The sequence below is a fragment of the Streptococcus parasanguinis ATCC 15912 genome, assembly GCF_000164675.2.
GTDB classification, from domain to species: Bacteria; Bacillota; Bacilli; order Lactobacillales; family Streptococcaceae; genus Streptococcus; species Streptococcus parasanguinis.
The window spans coordinates 537,916-560,268 of record NC_015678.1; the positions used below are offsets into that span (position 1 = coordinate 537,916).

Below are 22,353 nucleotides of genomic sequence, written 5' to 3' on the forward strand. Positions count from 1 at the left end.
CTAATCCTCACACATTGATTTGACGGGTTCAAATGAACGCCGATGGATAGGAGTCACTCCCAGCTTGTCGAGGCCAGCCAGATGCTTAGCTGTCCCATAGCCAGCGTTCTGCGCAAAATCATAACCCGGATATTCTTTATCAAACTCTTCCATCATCTGATCCCGAGTCACCTTGGCTACGATGGATGCTGCAGCAATGGATAAGGAGTTAGCATCCCCTTTGATGATACTAATTTGGGAAATAGGAAGATCCAACTTCATGGCATCAATCAAAAGATGCTGGGGTTGAGGCTCTAACTGACCAATGGCCTCCATCATGGCTAGCTTCGTAGCTTCATAGATATTAACCTGATCAATCACTTGATTGTCCTTGATGCCGATTCCGATCGCAACGGCGTTTTGGAGCACAGCCTCATAGATTTCCTTGTGTTTGGATTTTGGAATCTTTTTACTATCGTTGAGTCCCGGAATTTTACAAGCTTTCGGCAAGATCACGGCAGCAGCAACAACTGGTCCTGCTAACGGGCCACGTCCCACTTCATCCACTCCTGCAATGAGCTCCATCCCACGCGCATAACATTCTTTTTCATAGGCCAGCATTCCTTCCAAACGTTCATCTTCATCTAAACGTTTTTGGATTTCTTTTTTTCGCTTTGCAATCGCTTGGATCACACCAGATCGGCTATCCTGTTCCAATTCAGTCAATAAAGGATCGTCTAACCGCTGGATATTTGCTAATTGCTCTTTAATTTCCTTAATGGTTGCCATCAATTTCCCCTACGCGATCCAGCGTATACCGTCCCAATTTACCATCGCGAACATCTTTGACAAAGAGTTGGTAAAAACGGTCGTAATCTTCACGAAATCCTAATTTCTGGGTCATTTCCATAATGATTTCAGGAGCTTCTTGTTCCAGATCCATTTGTTTAAAACGTTCCTGCAAAACAGTTGGGTAGTGCTCTTTAAAATAGTTAAGGCCAAAGATTGTCACTTCATCCATTGGAAGCAACTGATCCTTGATGGCGCCTGTTAAAGCAAGCTTTAAAGCCACTTCTTCATCTTCAAACTTGGGCCAGAGAATCCCTGGAGTATCCAAGATTTCAAGATCCTTATTCGTTTTCAACCATTGTTGCCCCTTAGTCACCCCTGGTTTATTCCCAACAACAGCAATCTTTTTCCCCGCTAAGCGGTTCATCAGAGTTGATTTCCCAGCATTAGGAATCCCGATGATCATGGTCCGAAGGGTTTCAATCTGAATCCCTCGTTCCTTTTGACGGGCAATTTTATCGGCCATCAAACTCTTAGCAGCATCTGTGACCTTCTTAACCGTAGATTGCTCTTTGGAGTTAATGGCTAGGGTTTTGATCCCTTGTGATTCGAAATAGTCCTGCCATTCTTTTGTCGCCACAGGATCGGCCAAGTCTACCTTGTTTAAAATCATTAATTTAGGCTTATCACCAACAATTTTCGTTAACATAGGATTTTGGCTTGATAGTGGCAAACGAGCATCTACCAGAACCGTCACAAAATCCACAAATTTTAAATTTTCTTGTACTTGTCTTCTAGCTTTGGACATGTGTCCAGGAAACCATTGTATAGTTGCCATGTTCTCCATTCCTTTCCAGTTCAATCTCTTCTATTATACCATGTTTTCTAGAATTCTCAGAGATTAATAAAAATACTAAAAAGAAGCTACCGAAGTAACTTCTATTTTATATTCTAGCGAATTTGTTCAAAATGCAAATGGACGGCGATGTGGTCTCCGTAGCCACTACGCTCCAAATCACGTTGCAAGCGATAAGAAATATAATGCTCCGCGATAGTAATATAGCCTGCACCAAGCAAACGGTGCTCAACCATTGATTGGATCATACTGATGGTTGCACGTTCTACTTTTGCTTCTTCTAAATCCATCACTACTTTCTTAGTGACTTGGGCCAAGTTTTGACGCAAATCATCTGTCAAAACATAAACCGTTTGAGCTGCTTTTAAAACCGCTTGGTAGATTTTATCTGGATCAAATTCAACTACTTCTCCACTACGTTTAATGACTTCCATCGGAGTCTCCTTTATTTTAAATTTTCATGAACACTCCATTTCCTTTATAAAGAAATGAAGACCTACTACTTTATTATATAATTTTTTTACAAAGAATCAAAGGTCTTTCAAAAAATAGATTCATTGATTGGGAAGTTAAGTTATTTTTATTCAAACACATTTTCTACAATAAAATATTAGTAATCTGGTCTTAAAACTCCCGTAATGATTTCTTTGGTCGCGTGGTAATCCCCATCCACTACAACCTTGATGATGCGTTTCGCATCTTCTGCCGGTGCTGGCACCAATGGCAAACGAGTTGGCCCCGCTTCAAAGCCCATATAGTTTAAGACAGCTTTGACAGGAGCTGGACTCGGATAAGAAAAGAGAGCATTGACTTTAGGGATAAATTGACGTTGGATGGCCGCTGCCTTTTTAATATCGTTGTGTTCAATGGCTTGGAACATCTCATGCATCTCATCTCCATTTGTATGAGAAGCCACTGAGATCACTCCATCTGCACCAAGATTCATAGCGTGGAAAGCATCTCCATCTTCACCTGTATAGACGAGAAATTCTTCTGGCTTGTGTTCAATCAAGTAGGCCATGTTGGCAAGAGTTGTACACTCTTTAACCCCTATAATGTTTGGATGTTCTGCCAAACGAAGCATGGTTTCAGGAGTCATTTCCACTACCACGCGCCCTGGAATATTGTAGATAATAATCGGAAGATTGGATGCATCCGCAATGGCTTTAAAGTGTTGATACATACCTTCTTGAGATGGTTTGTTGTAGTAAGGAACGATAGCCAATCCTGCTGCAAAGCCACCAAAAGCATCCACTTCTTTAACGAACTCGATCGAATCACGAGTTTCATTGGTTCCGACACCAGCGATCAAAGGAACTCGGCCATTGACAATCTTTTGAACAGCCGCAAAGAGTTCCAATTCCTCATCGTGGGTCAGGGTTGGACTTTCCGCAGTCGTTCCAGCTAAGAGAATCCCGTCTGTATGATGAGCCAAGAGGTGCTCGATCAAGGCAGGAAGTGCGTCAAAATTAATGGTCCCATCTTCATGAAAGGGGGTGATAAATGCAGTGATAATTTTACAATCTTTTAAATCATTATAAGACATAGAAAAACCTTTCTCTATATAAGAAAGAGGCTGGGGCATGCTTGCCTTTGCCTCATGATCTGTTCATAAAACAAGTTGATTTGCTAGTTAGCTAAGGAAAAATCAAACTCTTCGAGTTACTGATTTCTGTTTTGCTCCCTATTTCAATTCAAACTTCAATTCAGCTGTTGGACGTACGAGTCCACGTTCGTGAAGTGTTTCTGCGATTTGAACGGAGTTCCAAGCGGCACCTTTGAGGAGGTTATCTGAAACCACCCACATGTGGATCCCTTTTTCAGCATCCAAGTCTTTACGAATACGTCCAACGAAAGTATCCCGTGAACCGACAGCATTAACTGCTTGAGGATAGATTTGGTGAGCAACGTCATCTTCAAGAACGGCACCTGGAAATTCCGCAATAGCAGCTTTTACTTCGTCAATTGGTGCCACTTCTTTTGTTTCAATATAGACTGACTCTGAGTGAGCTGACAAGACTGGAATCCGCACACATGTTGCTGAAACAGCAATGCTCTCATCTTCCATGATTTTCTTGGTTTCATTTGTCATCTTCATTTCTTCGTAAGTATAGTCGTTTTCTGTGAAGACGTCGATTTGTGGAAGAGCATTAAAAGCAATTGGGTAGTGTTTTTTATCACCACCACATGGCAAGATTTCCGCTTTGACATCGCGTGGGCTGACCCCATCGTTCAAAACTTCTTTCAACTCACGTTGGGTTTCAAGAATAGCTCCCATACCGGCACCTGAAACAGCTTGGTAAGTTGACACGATGATACGTTCCAAGCCCCATTTTTGACGAACTGGCTCAAGAGCGACCATCATTTGGATCGTTGAACAGTTTGGACAAGAGATAATGCCGTTATGAGCATCAAGCGCATGTGCATTCACTTCAGGAACAACCAATGGGACATCCGGATTTTGACGGAAATATGAAGTGTTATCAACCACTACTGCGCCTGCTTTCACAGCATAAGGTGCATATTTCGCAGATGTTGAACCACCAGCTGAGAAAAGGGCAATATCAACCCCTTCAAAAGCATTTTCAGTCGTTTCCTCAATGGTTACATCTTGCCCTTTAAATTGCAAGACTTTTCCTGCAGAACGTGCAGACGCAAGGTAGCGAATCTTATCGATTGGAAGAGTTGATTCTTCCAACATTTTGATCATTTGAGCACCAACGGCACCTGTAGCACCGACAACAGCAACTGTGTATCCCATAGTAAATCCTCTTTCAAAATTTTCTAAAAATTGAGTATTTGTACTATTATACAATTTTTTGGCATAAATGAAAAGTACCAACAGTAGGAAAAAATCCTGATTCTAAGACCAGGATTTTTAATGGTTATTTATAATAAATAGTTCTTTAATTAAGGTCATAGTTCAAGTCACTTAAATCTTTCTTACCTTGTGTTTCTTCAGCAAGAAATGGAACTTGATGGATCCCCTTTACACCTGCTACGATAGACGCCGGAAATGAAACAATTTCTTGATTGATGTGGCAGACATTACTGTTAACAATTCGCTTCGCTGCAGCAAGATCTTCATTTTCGTCAGCAATTTCCTTTTGCAAGGCCAAGAATTGGTTAGAAGACAAGAGCTCTGGATAGTTTTCACCGACTGCACGAATTTGTGCCAAGACATCATTTTGATTGGTAATAACTTGGTTGGATTCTTGAATAGTCGCTCCTTGGCGTAAAGCAACTAAATCGGTAAAAAGCTGTTGTTCATGTTTGGCATAAGCTTTCGCTACTTTTAGCATTTCCGAAATGGTATCATAGCGTTTTACGAGAACGATATCAACGGTTCTCTTTGATTCTTCAATGGTCACTAGATAGCGATTGAGGCGATTTCCTACACTAATAAACCAAATAGCCAATAGGGCAACAAATATGATTAAGCCGATAATGAGATTCATGATGTTTCTCCTTCAAAAATTGCTGTTATTTCTTTAATTAAAGCCAGTTCTCTGCATAATTTATGATATTCAGTCACCAAAGATAGTTGATCAATATCTTCCGGTTTTTGAGGAGTCGGAAAGATATAGCGATCGGTATACAAAGAAATAAAAAGTTTCTTGTCTTTCAAAAATACACACATGGCATTTTGAGAAATTTGTCGATCAAACCATTCTAACATCTTAGGGGTGAGAAATTTTCGGGCAGACAGTTCATCCGTGCAGTAAATATTGTAATTTTCGTTATTGCGAATATCCTCTGTTTCAATCTGCACCTCATTTCCTCTGGCTCCTGGATAATCCCCATTTATCTCTCTATTAAAAAGGAATGATTTCTTCGTCGGAACGACACGAAGATGACCTGAGAAATGAATTGGTAGGTTTAAAAAGAATACTTGTCCGCAGAAATCTGTGACTTCCACATGTTCCGTTCTCGTATGTCCATTGGATGTCCGTTGACGAGTCTCAGTATGATGAGCATAGAGATTTGACACTGTCAGCTCTTTGTCATCATGAAATGATAGCTGTTTGAAACATAGAAAATCAGTCGACCGAGGACATAAATGCGTGAGAGCTTCAGAGGGGATGGAACCATCCTCTTTTATCGAAGCCTGAGGAAAAACTTCCTTTAATACAGGCGACAGGATATCATCTAGATAGATCTCATCGTTCGATCGAATTCGATCCCCAAACAAGGCTTTTCGTTTTTTATATTGTGGCCAATAATACAAACCAACAACTAAAAGGATCAAAGGAATAGCTGCAAAACGCAATAAAACGAGAGACAATATGGCACAAATAATACCAAAAGATCGGAAAACATTCCATTGTAGATTGTTCTTCATTTGTTCTCGGATTAATCCGATTGCATCCTGAAATTGTTTGGAGTTTTCTAGCTCCTCAATTTTATGCGAATGGTCTGTAGATACAGGACCATTAGAATGATAGATATCTCCCAAAATCCTCCACTCCTTTCAGACGCAATAAACTTTACTATATTGTAACACCAATATTTTTACATAGCAACTGTATTATAATAGTTTTAAAAATAATTTAGTGTCTTTCAAGGTATTAAAAAATCCTGATCCGAAGATCAGGATTCGAGGCACCTTTCGGTGAGAACAGCCGGTTCACACAACTGTTCAAGGTCCGCTCCTGCGTTACAATTGAATGTAGACCTCCTCAGCGCAAAAGGCTCCAAGGAGCCAATCGACTCATCGCATGTAGTTATTTTACCATGAATATCCACAAACTGTCAAGAAGTGAGGTGCTTGCTTTTAAATCGTACAAAAGAGCCACCTATCTTGTTTTTTGCCACTCAAGGCTTTTCACAAGCCCTTCAATCGTCTTTTGCATCCAGACGATATCATGCCATTGGTTGAACTTATAGCCAATTTTTGGGAAATGAGCGACTTGAATATAGCCCCGCTTTTTATGCATGGAAATGCTCGCTTCGTTAGGAACTGCGATACAAGCCAGAAAGCGTAAGTAGCCTCGTGTTTGTAACTCCTCTTCTAAGGCAGTATAAAGAGCTGATCCAATCCCTTGTCCACGCGCCTCTTTCGCTATATAAATAGACAATTCAGTGGTCCAATCATAGGCAGCCCGTGCATAATAGGTCGAGGCATAGGCATAACCCACAACTTTCCCATCAACTTCTGCGACTAAATAAGGAAATTTGGGTAGCGTTTTTGTGATGCGTCTTTCAAATTCCTGGACAGTCGGCACATCGACCTCAAAGGTGATGGCTGTCTCTGTCACATAAGGTTGGTAAATCGCTCGGATAGTCGCTGCATCACTAATCTGAACGGGTCGAATAATCATGGTGCCCTCCTAAATAAATTACACCTAGTATACCGATAAGGCTTCTTACTGTCAATGAAGGATTGTAATGAACTTATTGTTTCACTTTTTAGCAAAAGAAATTAAATAGAGAAAAGTTGAGAAATCTGTCTCAAGCTTTTTAGATTAATTAGCTTATTTACTTGAAAACTGGCTATTGTAGAGCTCATAGTAGAATCCTTTGTCTGCCAACAAGGATTGGTGGTTTCCTTGTTCGATGATTTGTCCATCTTTGAGGACAAGAATTTTATCTGCTTCTTGAATGGTAGACAAGCGGTGAGCAATGACAAAGCTAGTCCGCCCTTTCATCAAATTCTTCATAGCTTTTTGAATCAAGAGCTCTAAACGCGTATCGACAGAAGACGTCGCTTCATCCAAAATCAAAATCTTAGGATCAGCAAGGAGCGCACGCGCAATAGTTAAGAGTTGCTTTTGGCCTAGAGAAATATTGCTAGACTCCTGGTTCATTTCCATATTGTAACCACCAGGAAGTGTCCTGATAAAGTGATCGACATTGGCTGCCTTTGCAGCTTCAACAATGTCTTCATCCGTTGCTTCTAGGTTACCAAAACGAAGATTTTCTTTGATGGTTCCTTCGTACAACCAAGCATCCTGAAGGACCATCCCAAATTGCTTACGGTAATCTTGGCGAGACAGATGGCGAATATCATGACCATCCACCGTAATCGATCCCGCAGTCACGTCGTAAAAGCGCATGAGCAGATTAATCAGGGTTGTTTTACCTGCTCCGGTAGGACCGACAATAGCCACCATTTCACCTGGTTTCACTTCTAGGTTAAAATCACGAATCAAGGGTTTATCCACTACATATTGGAAATCAACATGTTTAAAGCTAACCTGACCTGTCAAATCTCCAGAGAGTATTTCTGTCACATCTGCCACTTCATCTGGTTCATCCATGACTTGGAAAATCCGATCTAGAGACGACTTAGCACTCTGGAGTTGACCGGCCAATTGGGTCAAGTTTTGAATGGGTTGATTGATCTGCCAGACATATTGGACGAAAGCCTGCATATTCCCGACTGTCAAACGACCTGCTAACACTTGCAAGCCACCCATCAAAGCGATCATCAGATAGGTCAAATCTGAAATTCCATTTAAAATCGGCATCATTAAGCCGGAAATGAAGTTGGCCTTGAATCCTACCTTTTGTAGATGATGGGTAATATCATGAAACTCTTCCTGGGAAGATTTTTCTCGGACATAGAGCTTAAGGACATTGAAACCTGTTAAATTTTCTTGAACGAAGCCGTTCATTGCCCCCAAAACATCTGCCTGCTCTTTAAAGTAAGGCTGAGATTTTTTCATGATAAATCGAGCACTGAAATAAGTGATTGGAATGGACAGGATGACCACTAGACCCAGCTGGATATTTAAGAATAAGACCATGCTGATGACAAAAAGCAAGGTAAAGATGGCATTAACGATTTGTAAGAAGGACTGTTGCAAGGCATTCGAGACTGTTTCGACATCGCTAGTAAAACGTCCTAACAAATCACCAAACTGATGCCGGTCAAAATAGGAAACCGGAATGTGATTGATTTTATGAGACAAATCATTTCGCATGTCCTGAACGGTCTTTTGAACAGCATTGGTCATAAAATAGTTGGAATAATAAGATCCCAACTCATAGAGGACCCCACGGAATAGATAGAGCGTCATAATGATAGCGATATAGGAGGTATTCAGACTTGCTCCCGAAAGGCCTTTTGCCATATCCATGAGATTTTTTGTTAACTCCGTAATAGCAAGCCCCAAAACAAAGGGTTCGACAACACTCATGACGACACTCAGGATTTTTAAGAAAATGGACAAGCAAACTTCCAAGCGATAGGCTCTCAAGTAAGTCCATAGTCTACTAAAACTGTTTTGTTCTTGTTTCATCTGCTTCTCCTTTCTATTCTTCTGTCAATGATGGACTATCGAGCTGCGAATTAGCGATCTCACGATAGATCTCATTACTTTCCATCAATTCATCGTGGGTTCCTCTACCAACGATCTCTCCATGGTCCAAGACAATAATTTGATCCGCATCCATAATGGTTCCCACACGTTGCGCTACAATCAAGACAGTCGCATCTCCTGTGACTTCTTTGAGACGCTTCCGTAAAGTGGCATCCGTCTTGTAGTCCAAGGCAGAGAAGGAATCATCAAAAATAAAGACATCTGGATCTTTGACAACAGCACGAGCAATGGACAAGCGTTGTTTTTGACCACCTGAAAGGTTGCTTCCACCTTCTGCCAAATGCGTATCAAAGCCTTCCTCGCGACTGTCAATAAATTCCTTAGCTTGGGAAATATCTGCTGCTTGTTCTAGCTCTTGTACAGATGCGTCTTCTTTCCCATAACGAAGGTTTTCAGCAATGGTTCCAGTAAAGAGTAAGGCCTTTTGCGGAATAAAACCGATCTTTTGGCGAAGGGCCTTGAGATTGTAGTCACGTACATCCACGCCGTCGACCAAAATCTTTCCAAGTGTTACATCATAGAATCGAGGAATCAACTGCACAAGTGAAGATTTCCCAGAACCTGTCGATCCGATAAAGGCGATCGTTTCGCCAGGTTTGGCCTGAAAGGAAATGTTGTGAAGAACTGGACTCTCCGTCTCACCTGGATAAGCAAAGGTGACATTGTCAAATTCCAAATAGCCACGAGATGCTGTCTCTGTTACACCATTCTCATTCGGATCAATCGAAATGGGCATGTCCATGATTTCCTTGAGACGACGGCTAGAAACCGCAGTACGAGGATACATGGTAAAGAGATTGGCTAAAAAGAGGAAAGACAAGAGCGCGTGGAAGCTATACTCAATAAAAGCAACCAGATCCCCAATTTTCAAACTACCGTCATGAAGAGGATCCAAAGCAAACCAGACAATCGCCACAATCATAGCAATGATGATCTGCACAAATAAGGGCTCTGTCAAACCAGTTAGTTTGAACAATTTATTCGAGTTTTCTGCGTAGACTGCATTTTCAGCTGCAAATTTCTCTTCCTGGAATTCTTCACGGGCAAAGGCACGAATCACACGAAGTCCTGTCAAATTTTCACGCGCAAACTGGTTAAGATGGTCGAGTGTCTTTTGTTGCTTCTCGGAAAGTGGACGTGTCTTGACTGCTACATACCAGACGACGACAGCAAGAAATGGTACAGAAACCGCTACAATCCACGCTAAAGAAGGACTAGTTGTCAGAATCAAGAGAACACTGGAAACCATCATCAAGGGTGTGATGACCCCCATCTTCAACATAGAATCCGCAAACTGCATCAAAACAAAGGCATCCGAAGTCAAGCGAGTGACCAATGACGATACTCCGATTTGCTCATACTCGCGATGCGAGTACTCCTGTAACTTGGCATAGAGGTCATTGCGCATATCGCGCACCATGGTGGTCGTTAGCTGGCCAACCGCGTAAGACAAGATAATCCGCCCCACAATCCCAAGCAAAATAATCGCAAACATGACCCAGCCCCAGAAATACAGCCGATTCACATCACGCGGGTTAATCCCCTCATCAATCATGCGAGCTAGAATCGTTGGCAAGCCCAAATTGACAATAACAAACAGGACCGCCGAAAATAGATTCAGGGCTAGCCACTTGGGATACTTTTTCAAGTAAGACCAAATATATAGCATAGATGTTTCTCCTTTTCCATAAATAATTTCCTTGATCACACAGAAAAGAGGGAGCGAGACGAAATCATTTTCAAAGAAAATCATTCCTGCCCCAGTCCCATCTGTAGTCTCATTCATTATATCAAACCAGTCATAAAAGTAAAGCAAAAGAGCAGGTTTCCCCGCTCTTCACTTTCATTATTTTGTGCGTTTGAGTTTAGCATTTTTAAGAATCATAAGATCCCCTTGGTTGCTATTACTTAACTTAGAAAGATCAAATGTCAAATAGTCACCATCGACCTTGTATGTAATCTTTTCTCCACTACCATCTTTTGACGCGATTGTTTTCTCTTTTTGATTGATTTTGACATCATAAGATCGCTCATTCTTTTGACCAGCGACTTCACCCGCGATGCTGAGGGTTCCTTTTGAATCTTTGATCTTAATAGAAACTTCAAAATTAATAACGTCTCCAATAGACTCTAATTGACTACCTGATAAGCCCTGCTCCTCAAGAATTTTCTTGAGTTCTGTTTTTGATGGTTTGTAGACATAAGTCCCATTATCACTTTTGGCACCACATGCCACCAAGAGGACTACTGCAAAAACTGCAACGAAAGCTAAAAGAATACGTTTAATATTTTTCATAATCAATCTCCTAATGTATTTTATAATCTGATTTTACCACTATTTTAATACCGATTCAAGATGTTTTAAAGAAGAAAAAGAGCAGATACTCTCTGCCCTTCTCTTGTATTATTTTGTACGTTTGAATTTAGCGTTTTTGAACATTTCCAAAGCGGCTTCATGACCTGAACTCTTTTCACCAGATAAATCAAAAGTGAACACATCTCCAGATACTTTGTATTTAACCTTTTCGCCTTCACCTGTTTTAGATTGGAGAGTTTTCTTTTGTTGGTCAACTTTCATATCAAATGATTGGTCTGTTTTTTGTCCCATCATTTCACCTTTAATTTTAAGGCTACCTGTTTTATCTTTAATGGTCACTGAAACTTCCAATTTAACATTGTCAATCAATGCATCAACACTTGAACTTGGAGCACCTTGTTCTTCAAGGATTTCCTTCACTTCAGATTTTGCAGGTTTGTAGACATAAGTCCCGTTGTCACTTTTGGCACCACATGCCACCAAGAGGACTGCTGCAAAAACAGCTACTACAGCCAAAAGAATACGTTTAAAGTTTTTCATAACTTCTCCTTTTTAATTAGATTAAACCAATTATAACAACAATTCAGACACACGGCAATGAAATATTACAAATGTAACACTCTTGTAATATATTTATCAACTAATATTTAACGATTAAAAAGGCAGGATCCGTACCTACCATTTCTTTTATTTGATCTTTTTAAACTTTGCAAATTTTATGAAATTTATAAAGGTGTCGGAATTACTCCTGCCAGAATCACTTATATTTTTAATAGTTAATACCCCACCAGAAATTTGATAAGTAATTTTAGTCTTACTATATTCACTTTCCAATATAATTGTTTTAGCTTTTTGATCAACCTTAAAATCGTAGGGTTGATTGGTATTTTGAACATTTGATTTTATTTGAACCTTTATAACCCCTTTTTTGTCCTTAATGATCATAGAAACCCTAAATTTATAATCATCTGTGATAATATAAGCAAGTTCACTTGGTAGCATCTCCCTCACTTCTTCTGTTGTAGGTTCGAATACATAAGTCCCATTATCACTTTTTGGACCACAGGCTACCAAGAAGACTAGTGCAAAAACAGCAACTAAAGCCAAAAGAATCTGTTTAAAATTTTTCATACCTTCTCCTTATTTCATAGATTATCCCTATTATAGCAACAATATTTTCGTATCTCAATGAAATATTTGATGATACGGGACTTGTAAAAGGTATAAAAGAAAGAATGCACAAAAAAACCGAGACCTAAACCTCGGTTTTCATTTTGATTGGAAACTCTATTATTTAAGAGTAACTGAAGCGTCGTTGCTTTAGTTGTTCTCACACAGCTATTTTTTACTTGGTTTCTTTACTTGGCGGGATTGTGGCGGGATTTGCAGTTAATCCCAGCTCTCCTAATGCCTCTGTTATCTCAGCACCACCAGTAACAACTTGTCTATCATAGAAATGAGAATAGGTGTTTAGTGTTGTAGCCTTGTCCGTTCTTCCTGAACGAGCCGAGACATACAAAACATCTTTTTTTAGAACGTTTATCATAAATGAATCATGACTATGACGTAGACCTTTCCCAGTAATAACCGGAACCTTAGCCACTAGTGCATGCCTTTTTAACATTCGACTTAAGGTAGATTTGTTCATTGGAGAGTTAAACCGTGCTAATACGAAATTATCTTCTCTATTATACACTTGTACAGTTCTCCAATTTTGCAACACTTTAACAGTTTCGTCATCTATTTCTAAGAAACGCATTCCTGCCCTAGTTTTTGTCTGCTCTTTTCGAACGTATTTCCCATTCCCTTGATATTCGAGGGTAGATTGAATATGAATAACCTTATTTTTAAGATCTATGTCTGACCACTTTAAACTAAGACCCTCAGAGACTCGCATCCCCGTCATAAAATAAAGCCAGATAGCCGTATAAAACTGCCTCTCTTCATAAACTGTCTGATCAAAAGTTTTTAATACCTTATCAAGTTCCTCTACAGTCCAAAATTCAGTTTTCGGTTTTTCTCCTTTAGGATTGTCTAACTTTCGACAAGGATTATTCTCGATGTATTCCAAGCGTTCTGCATAATTTAAGCACTTCTTCAGTTTACACCAAAGTCCTTTTGCGTAGTTTGGAGAGTAGTCTTCCATTAAAGATAATCTAAAATCTTCGCATTCCCGAACATTGATTTCAGACAATTTCTTGTCAGCAAAAACTTCAATAAAAGTCTTATACTGAGGATAAGCAGTTTGATAGGTTACGGGCTGAACAGTTTTCTTATAATAAGGCAAATAGACATCTTCCATAAATTTTGAAAATGGAATATCTAATTGTGGTCTTTTTGTACTAGCACTAGCTATTTTAGCATTGTATTCAGTTCTTATCCTACAGACTTCGTCAAAGGCTTGCTTTTCTGTTTTAAAATCAATCCCGAATTGATCTTTATAAGATTTAACCCTAAATCTCTTTCGGTCACCCGTAGATGGATCTACACTGAATTCAACCTCATAGTAAATTTTTCCTTTCTTATTTCGACTTACGCATTTATATTTTTTACTCATTTTGTTCCTTTCTTTCAGAAAGCAACTTAAAACCGAGTAATTCTTCTACAATATAAGTAGGAGCTAAATTAAGACGAGAATTGTCAAAAGGTGATTTACTTAATTCTACCACATTATTTGATAAAGCTCTAGATTCTTCAAATTGTCGGACAGCAATTAACTTGGCTTGTCTTATAATATCCCGTGCCGTATGTTCAGGAAAACCTAATTTCATTAATTCTGTATGATTTATTGTTTGCATTATCTCTTCCTTCTAATTCTTAATTACAGAGATTTCCATCTTTTGATAAGGCTTAGAGTAATTCAACAAATTAGATCATTAACCAAAAGCCTTATACTACTTTTCTTTAAAATAATTGTACATCGCATAATAGTCAAATTCCATCTTAATGCCAGTTCTTCCATTACGATTTTTTAAAACCACTAGCTCAATTTCTCTAGGATTTCTCGACTTAGCTTCATTAACATCAAAATTTGCTGGTCCAGTCCCCTTAAGTTGTAGTCCAATCAAAACATCGCTAGAATACTCGATTGCTCCGCTCTCCTTGAAAGACTGCATACTTACAACAGATTTGTAGTTTTCTCTATTAAAAGAAGAAATAGCAATTACTGGTGTTTTAAAGTCTCGGCTAATCCTTTTCAATTCTATTACCGATCTATCTGTGTTTTGTTTTTCAGTAAATCGTTCATTCACCGGGTATAGAATCTGTAAGTAATCAATAATAACGACAGGTACTTTTCCAGTATATTTGAGATGATTTTCAACAGTTTTCCGAATTAGCTCCACACCAATAGGTCCAGTACCTTCGACAATGTAAATATTTTTGCAGTATTGAGAGTAATTTTCTCCAGCTTTTTTAATCAAATCAATCTCTGGGGTGCTGTAACCTGCATATCTACTTCCCTCAGTAATTCCTCGTGCTGTTTTTGCATTTCTGATATCACTATTAGAGGCAATAGATTCGATAACAGTGTGACGACTAAGACTTTTACTAATTATTTCCCATCTCGACATTTCAATACTAAAAATCAAAACATCTGTTCCCTGTGCTGCAATTTGATCAGCAATCTGAGTTACAAATGTTGTCTTTCCAAGGGAGGAAATTGCACCAACACAATACAAGCCTTCGTAAAGACCACCTTCCAATAGATCATCTAAACCTTCAAAATTTGTTTTAACACATGAAGTATTTGAACCATTCGTAATATCATTAAAAAACTTCGGAAGATGATTAGCTGTTGAATATTCAAGATACCGCTCTTTTTCACTTTTTGTTTGATTGATTGCATATTCTACCATTTTGTTAAATACTCCTTTATTTTTCACTAACATATCGTTAGGATCTTTTACATCATCAATAGTTAATTTGAAAGAAATAAATTTAATTTTCTTATTTCTAAACTGCTCTGCTAATTTTAGTTCAGCCTCTCTCCCCTTTTCGTCTTGATCTAATGAGAGAATGAATGTACGATCAATTTTTAGATCAGAAACAAGATTAATTAGTTTTTTTATATTTCCAATGCTCCCGAGTCCTACTGCCTTTCCACCAACTTCAACGATGCTCATGGCATCTATTTCGCCTTCTACAATAAAAATTGGATCCGCAGATTTTTTGAAGAGTTCGCTTTTATTAAAAATATCGCTCCCTCCCACTTTCTGTTTAGTATAGTTCAATTGAGGTTCGGGTACAATTTCTCTTGTATCACGAGCAAAATAACAACTCTCGCTTAAAGGAATAATTAATCTGGGAGTTTCAGGGACATTTGGATTAGTCACATGGGGATGCTTCCATTTTTTTACATAGCCGACTTTAAACTGTTGGACTGTTGGAAAACTCAACCCTCGTTTAAGAAAATAGTCAGTTTCACAAAGATGCTTTATTGCCTCATTATAAAAACTTGAATAATTATCTTTTTTCTCTTCTCCCTTTAAAGGAAAAACAGCATTGTAATTTAAAAATTCAGTTCTCTGGTTCTTGAATCCATCACATTCAGTTGATAGATTAAACAACTCTCTGACACGCTTCAATTGATCCTTAAATTTATCAATTCCTTCTATATAACCGATAAGATCAAAGATATCTCCACCTCTATCGCAAGAGAAACATTTCCACTGGGTTTCATCGTAAATATGAAAAGCACCAGTTCTGTTTCTTCCTTCACCACTGTGGCAAAGTGGGCAAATATATGCTCCTTTACCACCTTTACGACTTGGTTCAGAGATTTGGTCAATGTATGCTTTCAAATAAGATTTTTCTTCTTCAAACATATTTGTACTCCTTTTTTAATTTCCAGTAAAAAAATAAAATCCGGATTTTTTTCTTTACAGGCAAAATTATATCATTGCCTTCAATACGAAAATTGAAGGCATATGATGCTTATTAATATTATTAGTATTGAAAATCAGAGACGCTAAAATATCAGTTATACCAAGGATGAAAAATTTTTTTACAAAATCAACATACCCCAATTTCTAATTCAACATACCCCAAATTCTAACTCAACATACCCCATACATAAATCCTGATTTAATCGAAGCAAATCGATAAATCAGTGAATTTAAATCCCTGAAACTTTAAAATGAATTCTAAATTTTTGAAATTCAAAAAATGATTTCATTTCTAACTGTTTATCTGATAAACGTACACCATTTGGATTACTATATTCCCAACTAACAAGGATTTTATAATCGACTAGTTTATTAAGTGAATTATCTAAGCTCTCCTCAATTCTCGAATGCCATCCAGCTTTTTTCAATCTAACTTCTTCTATTGCAGGAATTTTAGGACATACATTCAATAGAGCTTCAACTGATATGACTTCATGAATTTTTTTCTTTCTATTATTATTGAGACTTTGATGATAGACTAGTTTCTTTGCGATAGAATAAACATTTTTACTACGCTCATCAATTTTAAAAAGTCTGAGGGGGAAATTACTAACATATGAAGTAATTAAATATCTAACGAATTTTTCAGTCAATTGAACTGTATAAACTCCTTTTTTGCATTTGAATTCCTCAATCAGTTTCATATCTTTGAATTCTTTGATTTCCGATTTTCTCTTTTCGGCGGTACTAATAGAAAGATCGTTTAGCAAGCTTAATGCCTCTTCAATGATACGACGTACATTTTTCTTCGTTGAAGTACTTTTTGGATTATTTTTCCCCATCAGTTCTGCATACTGTTTAATTGAAAATTCAACAAAGCAGTCAACAGCCTCTTCTTCACTTAGTTTATATTTGTTCTTCTTCCCGACAAGAAGAATCAATAAATCCAACATCTTCAAAACTCGGAGTTTGAAATAATCTTTGTTAGCATCAAAGTTTTCAATATGAATCGTACCAGTCTCTAAATGAATCGAAGTTCGATTAGTGATCGGATCCCTTACTTTGTCAACTGTTTTCAAATTAACAGAAGTTAGCAAATTCAAAGTTGGTGCATTTAAAATCTTCTCGATTTTCTCTTTTTTATCTACAGGCATTATATAACCTCTTTTTATTTATTTGAAAAGATTTTTGAGAGCAAAAAAAAGAGTTGTAGCGATCAGCTACAACTCTCTTGCACTCAATTTTCTTTTCATACTTATAGTCTGCCATTTTTTGATAAAAGTAAAAAAAAGAAAAATCAAAAAAAGTCGCTTTTTCTACCAAAAATTGCTCAATTTTCTACTAAAATTTAAAAAGGACACTTTACAAAGTGCCCTTTAAAATAGCGGAAATAGCGATATTTTAAGGATTTTAAAACACATTATAATATCTTCCACATAGGATTTAAATTTTTTTGAAAAAATTTTTTAATTAATTTTATCTAATGACCTTAGATAGGTTATAACCCTAAACGGTCAGAATCCCAATTTCCATAATCATCGTATCCAAAACCATCAGGATCCATTGCATCAATTCCAGCCTGCTCAAGCGAATTACTGCAGAAATTACAATAATAGAAACCAGTTTCTGGATCGCTAAATTCCCAATCAATATCATCTTCATCAAAGTCGTTTCCACATTCAGTACAAACATATTGTCCTACAAATTGATGCATCTCTATAAATTGCTGCTTTTGTTCATCCGTTCCTCCTCGAACGAAGATTTTACCATTTTTACTATGGCAAAAATGACAGTCTGGAGATTTTCTGTTTTGGGGATAATTAATATTATTTTTTATTTGTGATTCCTGCAACATAAATTGTTCATCATTTATAGCACTTATATAACTCGACTCATTTATATTAGATTCATAGCTTTCATTATAATCATACTCATCCTCATATATTTCTTTCCTATTCCTATCTTCATTTAGTACTTCAACAACACTTTTTAGGATAGTAATAGCTGCATATTCTATAATCACTTCACGATTATCTTTAACCCACTTAAAACTTTTTTGACTCACATCAACTGTTTTATCTACTATCGCTTGTGATAAATCCTTCATCCCATTTATAAATTTCATCTTTCTCCAAACCCTTCTAAATATAAAATTTTAACGAAATAGGATATTCCTTAAGACTTTTCATTTTATATTTTTTAACTTTTCACTTATCACTGTTCAACATCTTTATCATTTAAAGAATTAATAATGACATACGCGTTTATTTTCCCAATTCTATACTTTTTATTTAGTATTTTTACAGATTCATAAAAACTCAAACCGTGCAAAAATGAATTATTTTTGTCACTTTTGTTATTATCAATTATGTATTGCGTAAATTTTTTCCTGAGAATAAAGTTCTTACAAAATAAAATCAAAACCAATAATGACAATGTTATGATTATATAAAACTGATAGTTCATGGTATCTCCTCTAATATCGTATAATTTTCATTCGAAAGAATTTACAGACTTTCTTAATTTATCGTATAGCTCGAATTAACTTTGGCATATACTTTGTTATAGTTGTACCAACTAATACCCCAGAAAGAGCATCTAATATTCTTGTCTTTAAGTTTATCTCGCGTTTATCATGATAATAAAGTCCGATAATCTTAATTTCCTTCAACTTATTATTCACGATATTAAAATTATCTTCTAATTTTGTCTTTCCTTTATGCAACAATCCATCTTGAGAAATGTAGCAAACAGATATTTTCGCTCCTAAACAGGAATTCAAATTATTTAAATTATATACATCAACACTTAGTTTTTTATCATTAGTTATAAGAAGCTGGCGATGTTTTATTTTTTCTTTAGTAATACGTGATAATAGTTCTGAATCAGCAAATGCACGTTCTGCCTCGGTATCATTCAAATTTTCATCTTCAAAAATAAATATTCCTTTATACTGTTTAAGTACCTCGATAACTTTTTGTGACTTATACTGTTTCGTTTCTACTTTTGAAATTAAGTGTCTATAAATTTCTAAACATACTTCTCTAGTCACAATTATTCTTTTGTTATTGTCAACAAAAATTTGGTAATAGCTTTCTAAAAATTTCCTTAGTTCCATTACATTCATAAGTGACGATGTATCAATGTATATCATGTCATTAGAACGAATTATTGAATTTACATATTCTAAATTTGTCATTAGAGGGAACCTCCTTCATTTAATAAAATCATTATATTTTATTAATCTAAAGAGATCAACATCATTTGGGACTTCTTGGTCCCAAATGATTATTTTTCATAAATTGTTTCAAAATCTAAAATTTGACTTTTAAGATTCAATACATCTTCGATGTTGTTTAAACCAAGTTCAAAAGCAGTAATTAAATCTTCTCTTGTTAAAATTACCTTTTTATTTTTAAATTCAAATACCGCTTCTTTCTTTTTAGAAACTCTTTCAATATATTTTTCTTCTCCTAGATAGGAACCAATCTCTTTATCATCACTCAATCCTAAATCTTCCTCAAAGGGATTATATTCTTTAAATACAGGCTTCGTAATTTCTTCTTCAATACACTCAAACTCATCTTGGACATTAAAAAAGTAATAAATTTCATATGGGTCATCCCCTGGCAACACATTGAAATCTCGAATCAATTCCTTCTTGTTTTTTATGTTAATGAGCAAATTCTCAAGTTTTTCTTTCATTATTTCAAAGTATGAAATATAACTATATCTAACATCAAAAAAATTATTTGGTAATTTTTCACAGTATTCCTTTATTTCATTAATAGAATAAAATGTTTGAACTTCTGCTTGGTGTTCTTTTCTTTTTTTAGAATAAAAACTTTTAAATTCATCTTTCGTCAAATATTCCCTCATAAACATAGTAGTCTTAAAAACAGAAAAACTAAATTTTCCATTTTTAATTTCAGCATAGAAATACTCATTCCTATCTGGGATATAGTAATTAAATTGTTCTCCATAGACAACTATTGAAGCATCTTTGATTTTTGCACTTTTTCTAAATCCCCAATTTCTTGTGTCATACAATACCTCATAACACTTTTTTAATTCTTGTAAGTTCACATTATCTATTATTGGTGAAAACTCTTTAAACATTTCAGTTTCCTTATCTAAAACTTTTATAGAAAAACCATTTTTACTCTTTATGTATACTTCGTTTCTATCACTATTTTTACTTATATATTGACTTTCCCCATGGTAATCAACCTCTATTGTTGTTCCAACACTATAATTATATGGTTTATAAAATTCACCTAATGATGAGTTAAATTTCTCACGTTCAGAATATTTTTCTGACGATATATATTTTATCTTATTTTTAACGTTCTCATTTGATTTTACACTTTTAATCTTATTAGATAGTCGTAACTTTGAAAAATTATTGTCATCTAATATTTTGTTTACTAATTCCACTCCTTTGTATGCATAGTCGAAATGAGTTGATTTATCCTCACTCGCTTCTAATGCCGATCTTATAAAATAATCTCTATATCCTTCTGAAGGATCTAGGCTAGGCATATCATCATAATAAAATAACGCTTTATTTGTTTCTTCAACTGAGCAAAATAATGCTGCACAAATAGCGATTATACAATCCCGAGGTTGATTTGGTTTTCGTTTATTGAGAATTTTTCTAAACATTTCATAGTCTATACCTACCCTCTTAGCCAACTCTCTTGTTGTTAATTGTTCACCAAAATCTTTTTCTTTTGAAAGTTCTTTAATGTAATTCTTAAAAGACTTATCATGCTTTTGTCTCTTAATAATTGTTGGTTTTTCAATTTGCTTTTTCCACATCGCAATTCCCTTTCAGTTCGATATACAAATTATAACTTACTTTCACGTATAAAGTAATCATTTTTGGGATATTTAGGTCCCGAAAATAGAACTGACATATAATAACTAATCTACATCAAATATAAAATAACTCAATTTTAGATTTAACAGAAGTATATTAAAATAAAAATGACATTCAAGAAAGTCATCTTGAATGTCTATATAAGTTAGTATTAGCGTATTTATTAACGTTTTAAGAAATCTGATTCTTTACAAACTTCCTTAAGGCTTATTTTGTCAAAGTTTTATTTTAGGTTGTTTCGAGATCACTTGCTTCCAACATCACACAGTTTTTTCTTTTTTGACTTCAAAGTAATTGTATGAATTTAATTAAGATAGAGAGTTTTCATTTTGTTTCTAACACTATCAAAAAACTTTATACTACTATAATTTTTGGATTATTTAACTATTACTAAATTCTAACCCCTTGTTTGTACAAACACAAAATAAATTATTAAACTTTTGTTATTGCTGTTTCTACAATTGTTCCATCATCAATTATCAACAATTCTACAAAAGAAATCGCTAAATAATTTATATCTAAATCATATCTTTTTTCAAGTTTATTAGTATAATCTATATTCTCCTTAAAAATAATATTTTTTTCTTTATCATATATATAAACACTAATTATAGCGCTATTAGAATATCCATTTAATAAGCAATCAATGGTTAATGTCGATTTATTAGAATTTTGACTATTTCCTAATACAGTATTAAAATCATATACATGTAGTTTAGGAGTACTATAAATAATGCTCTCCGAAATATTGTCTAAGATTGAATCTACCGTTGAATCTAGCATCACATTATTGTTTTGTTTTTCTTCTTCAATAGAGCATACCTTTATTTTAAGTTCATTTTCCTCCAAACATAGTAAATTTGTAATTTCAAACTCTATAGACTGTTCAAGTCCCTTTGAAAATCCAACAAAGACCCCATTCATCCAAATATACACGGGAAGATTTAAGCTTTTCATTTTCAAGAAAATATTTTTAGTAATTAATTTATCTTCACCTTTAAAATGATTAAATAAAGTTAACAATGTAGATTCGACATCACCATTTTTTTCATTGAAATCTGATTTCGTGTAAGTCCAATTTCTGCTTAAGTGCATCTTATCTATTTGATAATAGTCTAGTTGATTTATATCTACATATTTATCAAAATAATAATGCTCAGAGTGTTCAGGCAATTGATTGACTCCTGTTATAGCAGAATTTTTCAACCAGCTATATTCTACTTTAATATTTTTCATCTCTAATACCTCTTAGTAAAGCAATTTATCTTCATATTCCTCCGTCTATTTAATGCGATATATTAGAAAAAACAGAGTCTGCT

At 35.8% G+C, this 22,353-nt stretch carries 21 protein-coding genes; all 21 read right to left on the reverse strand.

Features of this window, described 5'->3' with window-relative positions:
- On the reverse strand, positions 1-768 hold the full coding sequence (locus HMPREF0833_RS02660) for a ribonuclease HII (protein ID WP_013903587.1): 768 nt from the start codon (positions 766-768) through the stop codon (positions 1-3).
- Positions 755-1,606, reverse strand: coding sequence for a ribosome biogenesis GTPase YlqF (ylqF, locus tag HMPREF0833_RS02665; RefSeq protein ID WP_041818199.1), 852 nt, complete (start codon positions 1,604-1,606; stop codon positions 755-757). Before ylqF ends, HMPREF0833_RS02660 begins: the two co-directional genes overlap by 14 nt.
- A gap of 113 nt (positions 1,607-1,719) precedes the next feature.
- Entirely contained in the window at positions 1,720-2,058 is a 339-nt protein-coding gene (locus HMPREF0833_RS02670) for an ATP cone domain-containing protein (protein WP_006597242.1), read from the reverse strand.
- A 176-nt stretch (positions 2,059-2,234) separates the two neighbouring features.
- The gene (dapA, locus tag HMPREF0833_RS02675; protein ID WP_041818201.1) at positions 2,235-3,170 is read right to left on the reverse strand and encodes a 4-hydroxy-tetrahydrodipicolinate synthase; all 936 of its coding nucleotides are present in this window, start codon (positions 3,168-3,170) and stop codon (positions 2,235-2,237) included.
- A 138-nt stretch (positions 3,171-3,308) separates the two neighbouring features.
- Positions 3,309-4,385, reverse strand: coding sequence for an aspartate-semialdehyde dehydrogenase (locus HMPREF0833_RS02680; protein ID WP_041818205.1), 1,077 nt, complete (start codon positions 4,383-4,385; stop codon positions 3,309-3,311).
- A gap of 145 nt (positions 4,386-4,530) precedes the next feature.
- Positions 4,531-5,082 carry a LemA family protein gene (locus HMPREF0833_RS02685; RefSeq protein ID WP_013903591.1) on the reverse strand — a complete coding sequence of 184 codons (552 nt, stop codon included), beginning with the start codon at positions 5,080-5,082 and terminating at the stop codon, positions 4,531-4,533.
- Positions 5,079-6,080 carry a DUF3137 domain-containing protein gene (locus HMPREF0833_RS02690; protein ID WP_013903592.1) on the reverse strand — a complete coding sequence of 334 codons (1,002 nt, stop codon included), beginning with the start codon at positions 6,078-6,080 and terminating at the stop codon, positions 5,079-5,081. The genes HMPREF0833_RS02685 and HMPREF0833_RS02690 overlap by 4 nt, the downstream gene beginning before the upstream one ends.
- A 340-nt stretch (positions 6,081-6,420) precedes the next feature.
- Positions 6,421-6,945 carry a GNAT family N-acetyltransferase gene (locus HMPREF0833_RS02695; RefSeq protein ID WP_013903593.1) on the reverse strand — a complete coding sequence of 175 codons (525 nt, stop codon included), beginning with the start codon at positions 6,943-6,945 and terminating at the stop codon, positions 6,421-6,423.
- Positions 6,946-7,098: 153 nt separating this feature from the next.
- Entirely contained in the window at positions 7,099-8,868 is a 1,770-nt protein-coding gene (locus HMPREF0833_RS02700; protein WP_013903594.1) for an ABC transporter ATP-binding protein, read from the reverse strand.
- Positions 8,869-8,881: 13 nt separating this feature from the next.
- A complete protein-coding gene (locus HMPREF0833_RS02705) occupies positions 8,882-10,618 on the reverse strand; it encodes an ABC transporter ATP-binding protein (protein WP_041818478.1) in 1,737 nt (578 codons plus the stop codon).
- Positions 10,619-10,795: 177 nt separating this feature from the next.
- On the reverse strand, positions 10,796-11,245 hold the full coding sequence (locus tag HMPREF0833_RS02710) for a hypothetical protein (protein WP_013903596.1): 450 nt from the start codon (positions 11,243-11,245) through the stop codon (positions 10,796-10,798).
- A gap of 108 nt (positions 11,246-11,353) precedes the next feature.
- Positions 11,354-11,806, reverse strand: coding sequence for a hypothetical protein (locus tag HMPREF0833_RS02715; protein WP_013903597.1), 453 nt, complete (start codon positions 11,804-11,806; stop codon positions 11,354-11,356).
- Between the two features lie 147 nt (positions 11,807-11,953).
- The gene (locus HMPREF0833_RS02720) at positions 11,954-12,397 is read right to left on the reverse strand and encodes a hypothetical protein (RefSeq protein WP_013903598.1); all 444 of its coding nucleotides are present in this window, start codon (positions 12,395-12,397) and stop codon (positions 11,954-11,956) included.
- A gap of 214 nt (positions 12,398-12,611) precedes the next feature.
- Positions 12,612-13,823 (reverse strand): tyrosine-type recombinase/integrase, encoded by a 1,212-nt coding sequence (locus tag HMPREF0833_RS02725; RefSeq protein ID WP_013903599.1) that lies wholly within the window; start codon positions 13,821-13,823, stop codon positions 12,612-12,614.
- Complete coding sequence (locus tag HMPREF0833_RS02730) at positions 13,816-14,064, reverse strand: DUF3173 family protein (RefSeq protein WP_013903600.1); 249 nt, start codon at positions 14,062-14,064, stop codon at positions 13,816-13,818. Before HMPREF0833_RS02730 ends, HMPREF0833_RS02725 begins: the two co-directional genes overlap by 8 nt.
- 96 nt (positions 14,065-14,160) lie before the next feature.
- Positions 14,161-16,092 carry a DnaB-like helicase C-terminal domain-containing protein gene (locus HMPREF0833_RS02735; protein ID WP_013903601.1) on the reverse strand — a complete coding sequence of 644 codons (1,932 nt, stop codon included), beginning with the start codon at positions 16,090-16,092 and terminating at the stop codon, positions 14,161-14,163.
- 290 nt (positions 16,093-16,382) lie between these two features.
- Positions 16,383-17,306 (reverse strand): hypothetical protein, encoded by a 924-nt coding sequence (locus HMPREF0833_RS02740; RefSeq protein ID WP_013903602.1) that lies wholly within the window; start codon positions 17,304-17,306, stop codon positions 16,383-16,385.
- Between the two features lie 344 nt (positions 17,307-17,650).
- Positions 17,651-18,277 carry a CHY zinc finger protein gene (locus tag HMPREF0833_RS10965; RefSeq protein ID WP_013903603.1) on the reverse strand — a complete coding sequence of 209 codons (627 nt, stop codon included), beginning with the start codon at positions 18,275-18,277 and terminating at the stop codon, positions 17,651-17,653.
- Positions 18,278-18,676: 399 nt separating this feature from the next.
- Positions 18,677-19,351, reverse strand: a complete 675-nt coding sequence (locus tag HMPREF0833_RS02755; protein WP_013903605.1) for a PIN domain-containing protein — start codon at positions 19,349-19,351, stop codon at positions 18,677-18,679.
- Positions 19,352-19,440: 89 nt separating this feature from the next.
- Positions 19,441-20,973, reverse strand: a complete 1,533-nt coding sequence (locus tag HMPREF0833_RS02760; protein WP_013903606.1) for a helix-turn-helix domain-containing protein — start codon at positions 20,971-20,973, stop codon at positions 19,441-19,443.
- A gap of 493 nt (positions 20,974-21,466) precedes the next feature.
- On the reverse strand, positions 21,467-22,270 hold the full coding sequence (locus HMPREF0833_RS02765; RefSeq protein WP_013903607.1) for a glycoside hydrolase family 2 protein: 804 nt from the start codon (positions 22,268-22,270) through the stop codon (positions 21,467-21,469).
- Between the last annotated feature and the right edge of the window lie 83 nt (positions 22,271-22,353).

Excerpts from the sequence above, each read along its gene's own strand:
- HMPREF0833_RS02660 (WP_013903587.1), bottom strand. The coding sequence starts at position 768 with ATGGCAACCATTAAGGAAATTAAAGAGCAATTAGCAAATATCCAGCGG.
- ylqF (WP_041818199.1), bottom strand. The coding sequence starts at position 1,606 with ATGGCAACTATACAATGGTTTCCTGGACACATGTCCAAAGCTAGAAGA.
- HMPREF0833_RS02670 (WP_006597242.1), bottom strand. The coding sequence starts at position 2,058 with ATGGAAGTCATTAAACGTAGTGGAGAAGTAGTTGAATTTGATCCAGAT.
- dapA (WP_041818201.1), bottom strand. The coding sequence starts at position 3,170 with ATGTCTTATAATGATTTAAAAGATTGTAAAATTATCACTGCATTTATC.
- HMPREF0833_RS02680 (WP_041818205.1), bottom strand. The coding sequence starts at position 4,385 with ATGGGATACACAGTTGCTGTTGTCGGTGCTACAGGTGCCGTTGGTGCT.
- HMPREF0833_RS02685 (WP_013903591.1), bottom strand. The coding sequence starts at position 5,082 with ATGAATCTCATTATCGGCTTAATCATATTTGTTGCCCTATTGGCTATT.
- HMPREF0833_RS02695 (WP_013903593.1), bottom strand. The coding sequence starts at position 6,945 with ATGATTATTCGACCCGTTCAGATTAGTGATGCAGCGACTATCCGAGCG.
- HMPREF0833_RS02700 (WP_013903594.1), bottom strand. The coding sequence starts at position 8,868 with ATGAAACAAGAACAAAACAGTTTTAGTAGACTATGGACTTACTTGAGA.
- HMPREF0833_RS02705 (WP_041818478.1), bottom strand. The coding sequence starts at position 10,618 with ATGCTATATATTTGGTCTTACTTGAAAAAGTATCCCAAGTGGCTAGCC.
- HMPREF0833_RS02710 (WP_013903596.1), bottom strand. The coding sequence starts at position 11,245 with ATGAAAAATATTAAACGTATTCTTTTAGCTTTCGTTGCAGTTTTTGCA.
- HMPREF0833_RS02715 (WP_013903597.1), bottom strand. The coding sequence starts at position 11,806 with ATGAAAAACTTTAAACGTATTCTTTTGGCTGTAGTAGCTGTTTTTGCA.
- HMPREF0833_RS02720 (WP_013903598.1), bottom strand. The coding sequence starts at position 12,397 with ATGAAAAATTTTAAACAGATTCTTTTGGCTTTAGTTGCTGTTTTTGCA.
- HMPREF0833_RS02725 (WP_013903599.1), bottom strand. The coding sequence starts at position 13,823 with ATGAGTAAAAAATATAAATGCGTAAGTCGAAATAAGAAAGGAAAAATT.
- HMPREF0833_RS02730 (WP_013903600.1), bottom strand. The coding sequence starts at position 14,064 with ATGCAAACAATAAATCATACAGAATTAATGAAATTAGGTTTTCCTGAA.
- HMPREF0833_RS02735 (WP_013903601.1), bottom strand. The coding sequence starts at position 16,092 with ATGTTTGAAGAAGAAAAATCTTATTTGAAAGCATACATTGACCAAATC.
- HMPREF0833_RS02740 (WP_013903602.1), bottom strand. The coding sequence starts at position 17,306 with ATGCCTGTAGATAAAAAAGAGAAAATCGAGAAGATTTTAAATGCACCA.
- HMPREF0833_RS10965 (WP_013903603.1), bottom strand. The coding sequence starts at position 18,277 with ATGAAATTTATAAATGGGATGAAGGATTTATCACAAGCGATAGTAGAT.
- HMPREF0833_RS02755 (WP_013903605.1), bottom strand. The coding sequence starts at position 19,351 with ATGACAAATTTAGAATATGTAAATTCAATAATTCGTTCTAATGACATG.
- HMPREF0833_RS02760 (WP_013903606.1), bottom strand. The coding sequence starts at position 20,973 with ATGTGGAAAAAGCAAATTGAAAAACCAACAATTATTAAGAGACAAAAG.
- HMPREF0833_RS02765 (WP_013903607.1), bottom strand. The coding sequence starts at position 22,270 with ATGAAAAATATTAAAGTAGAATATAGCTGGTTGAAAAATTCTGCTATA.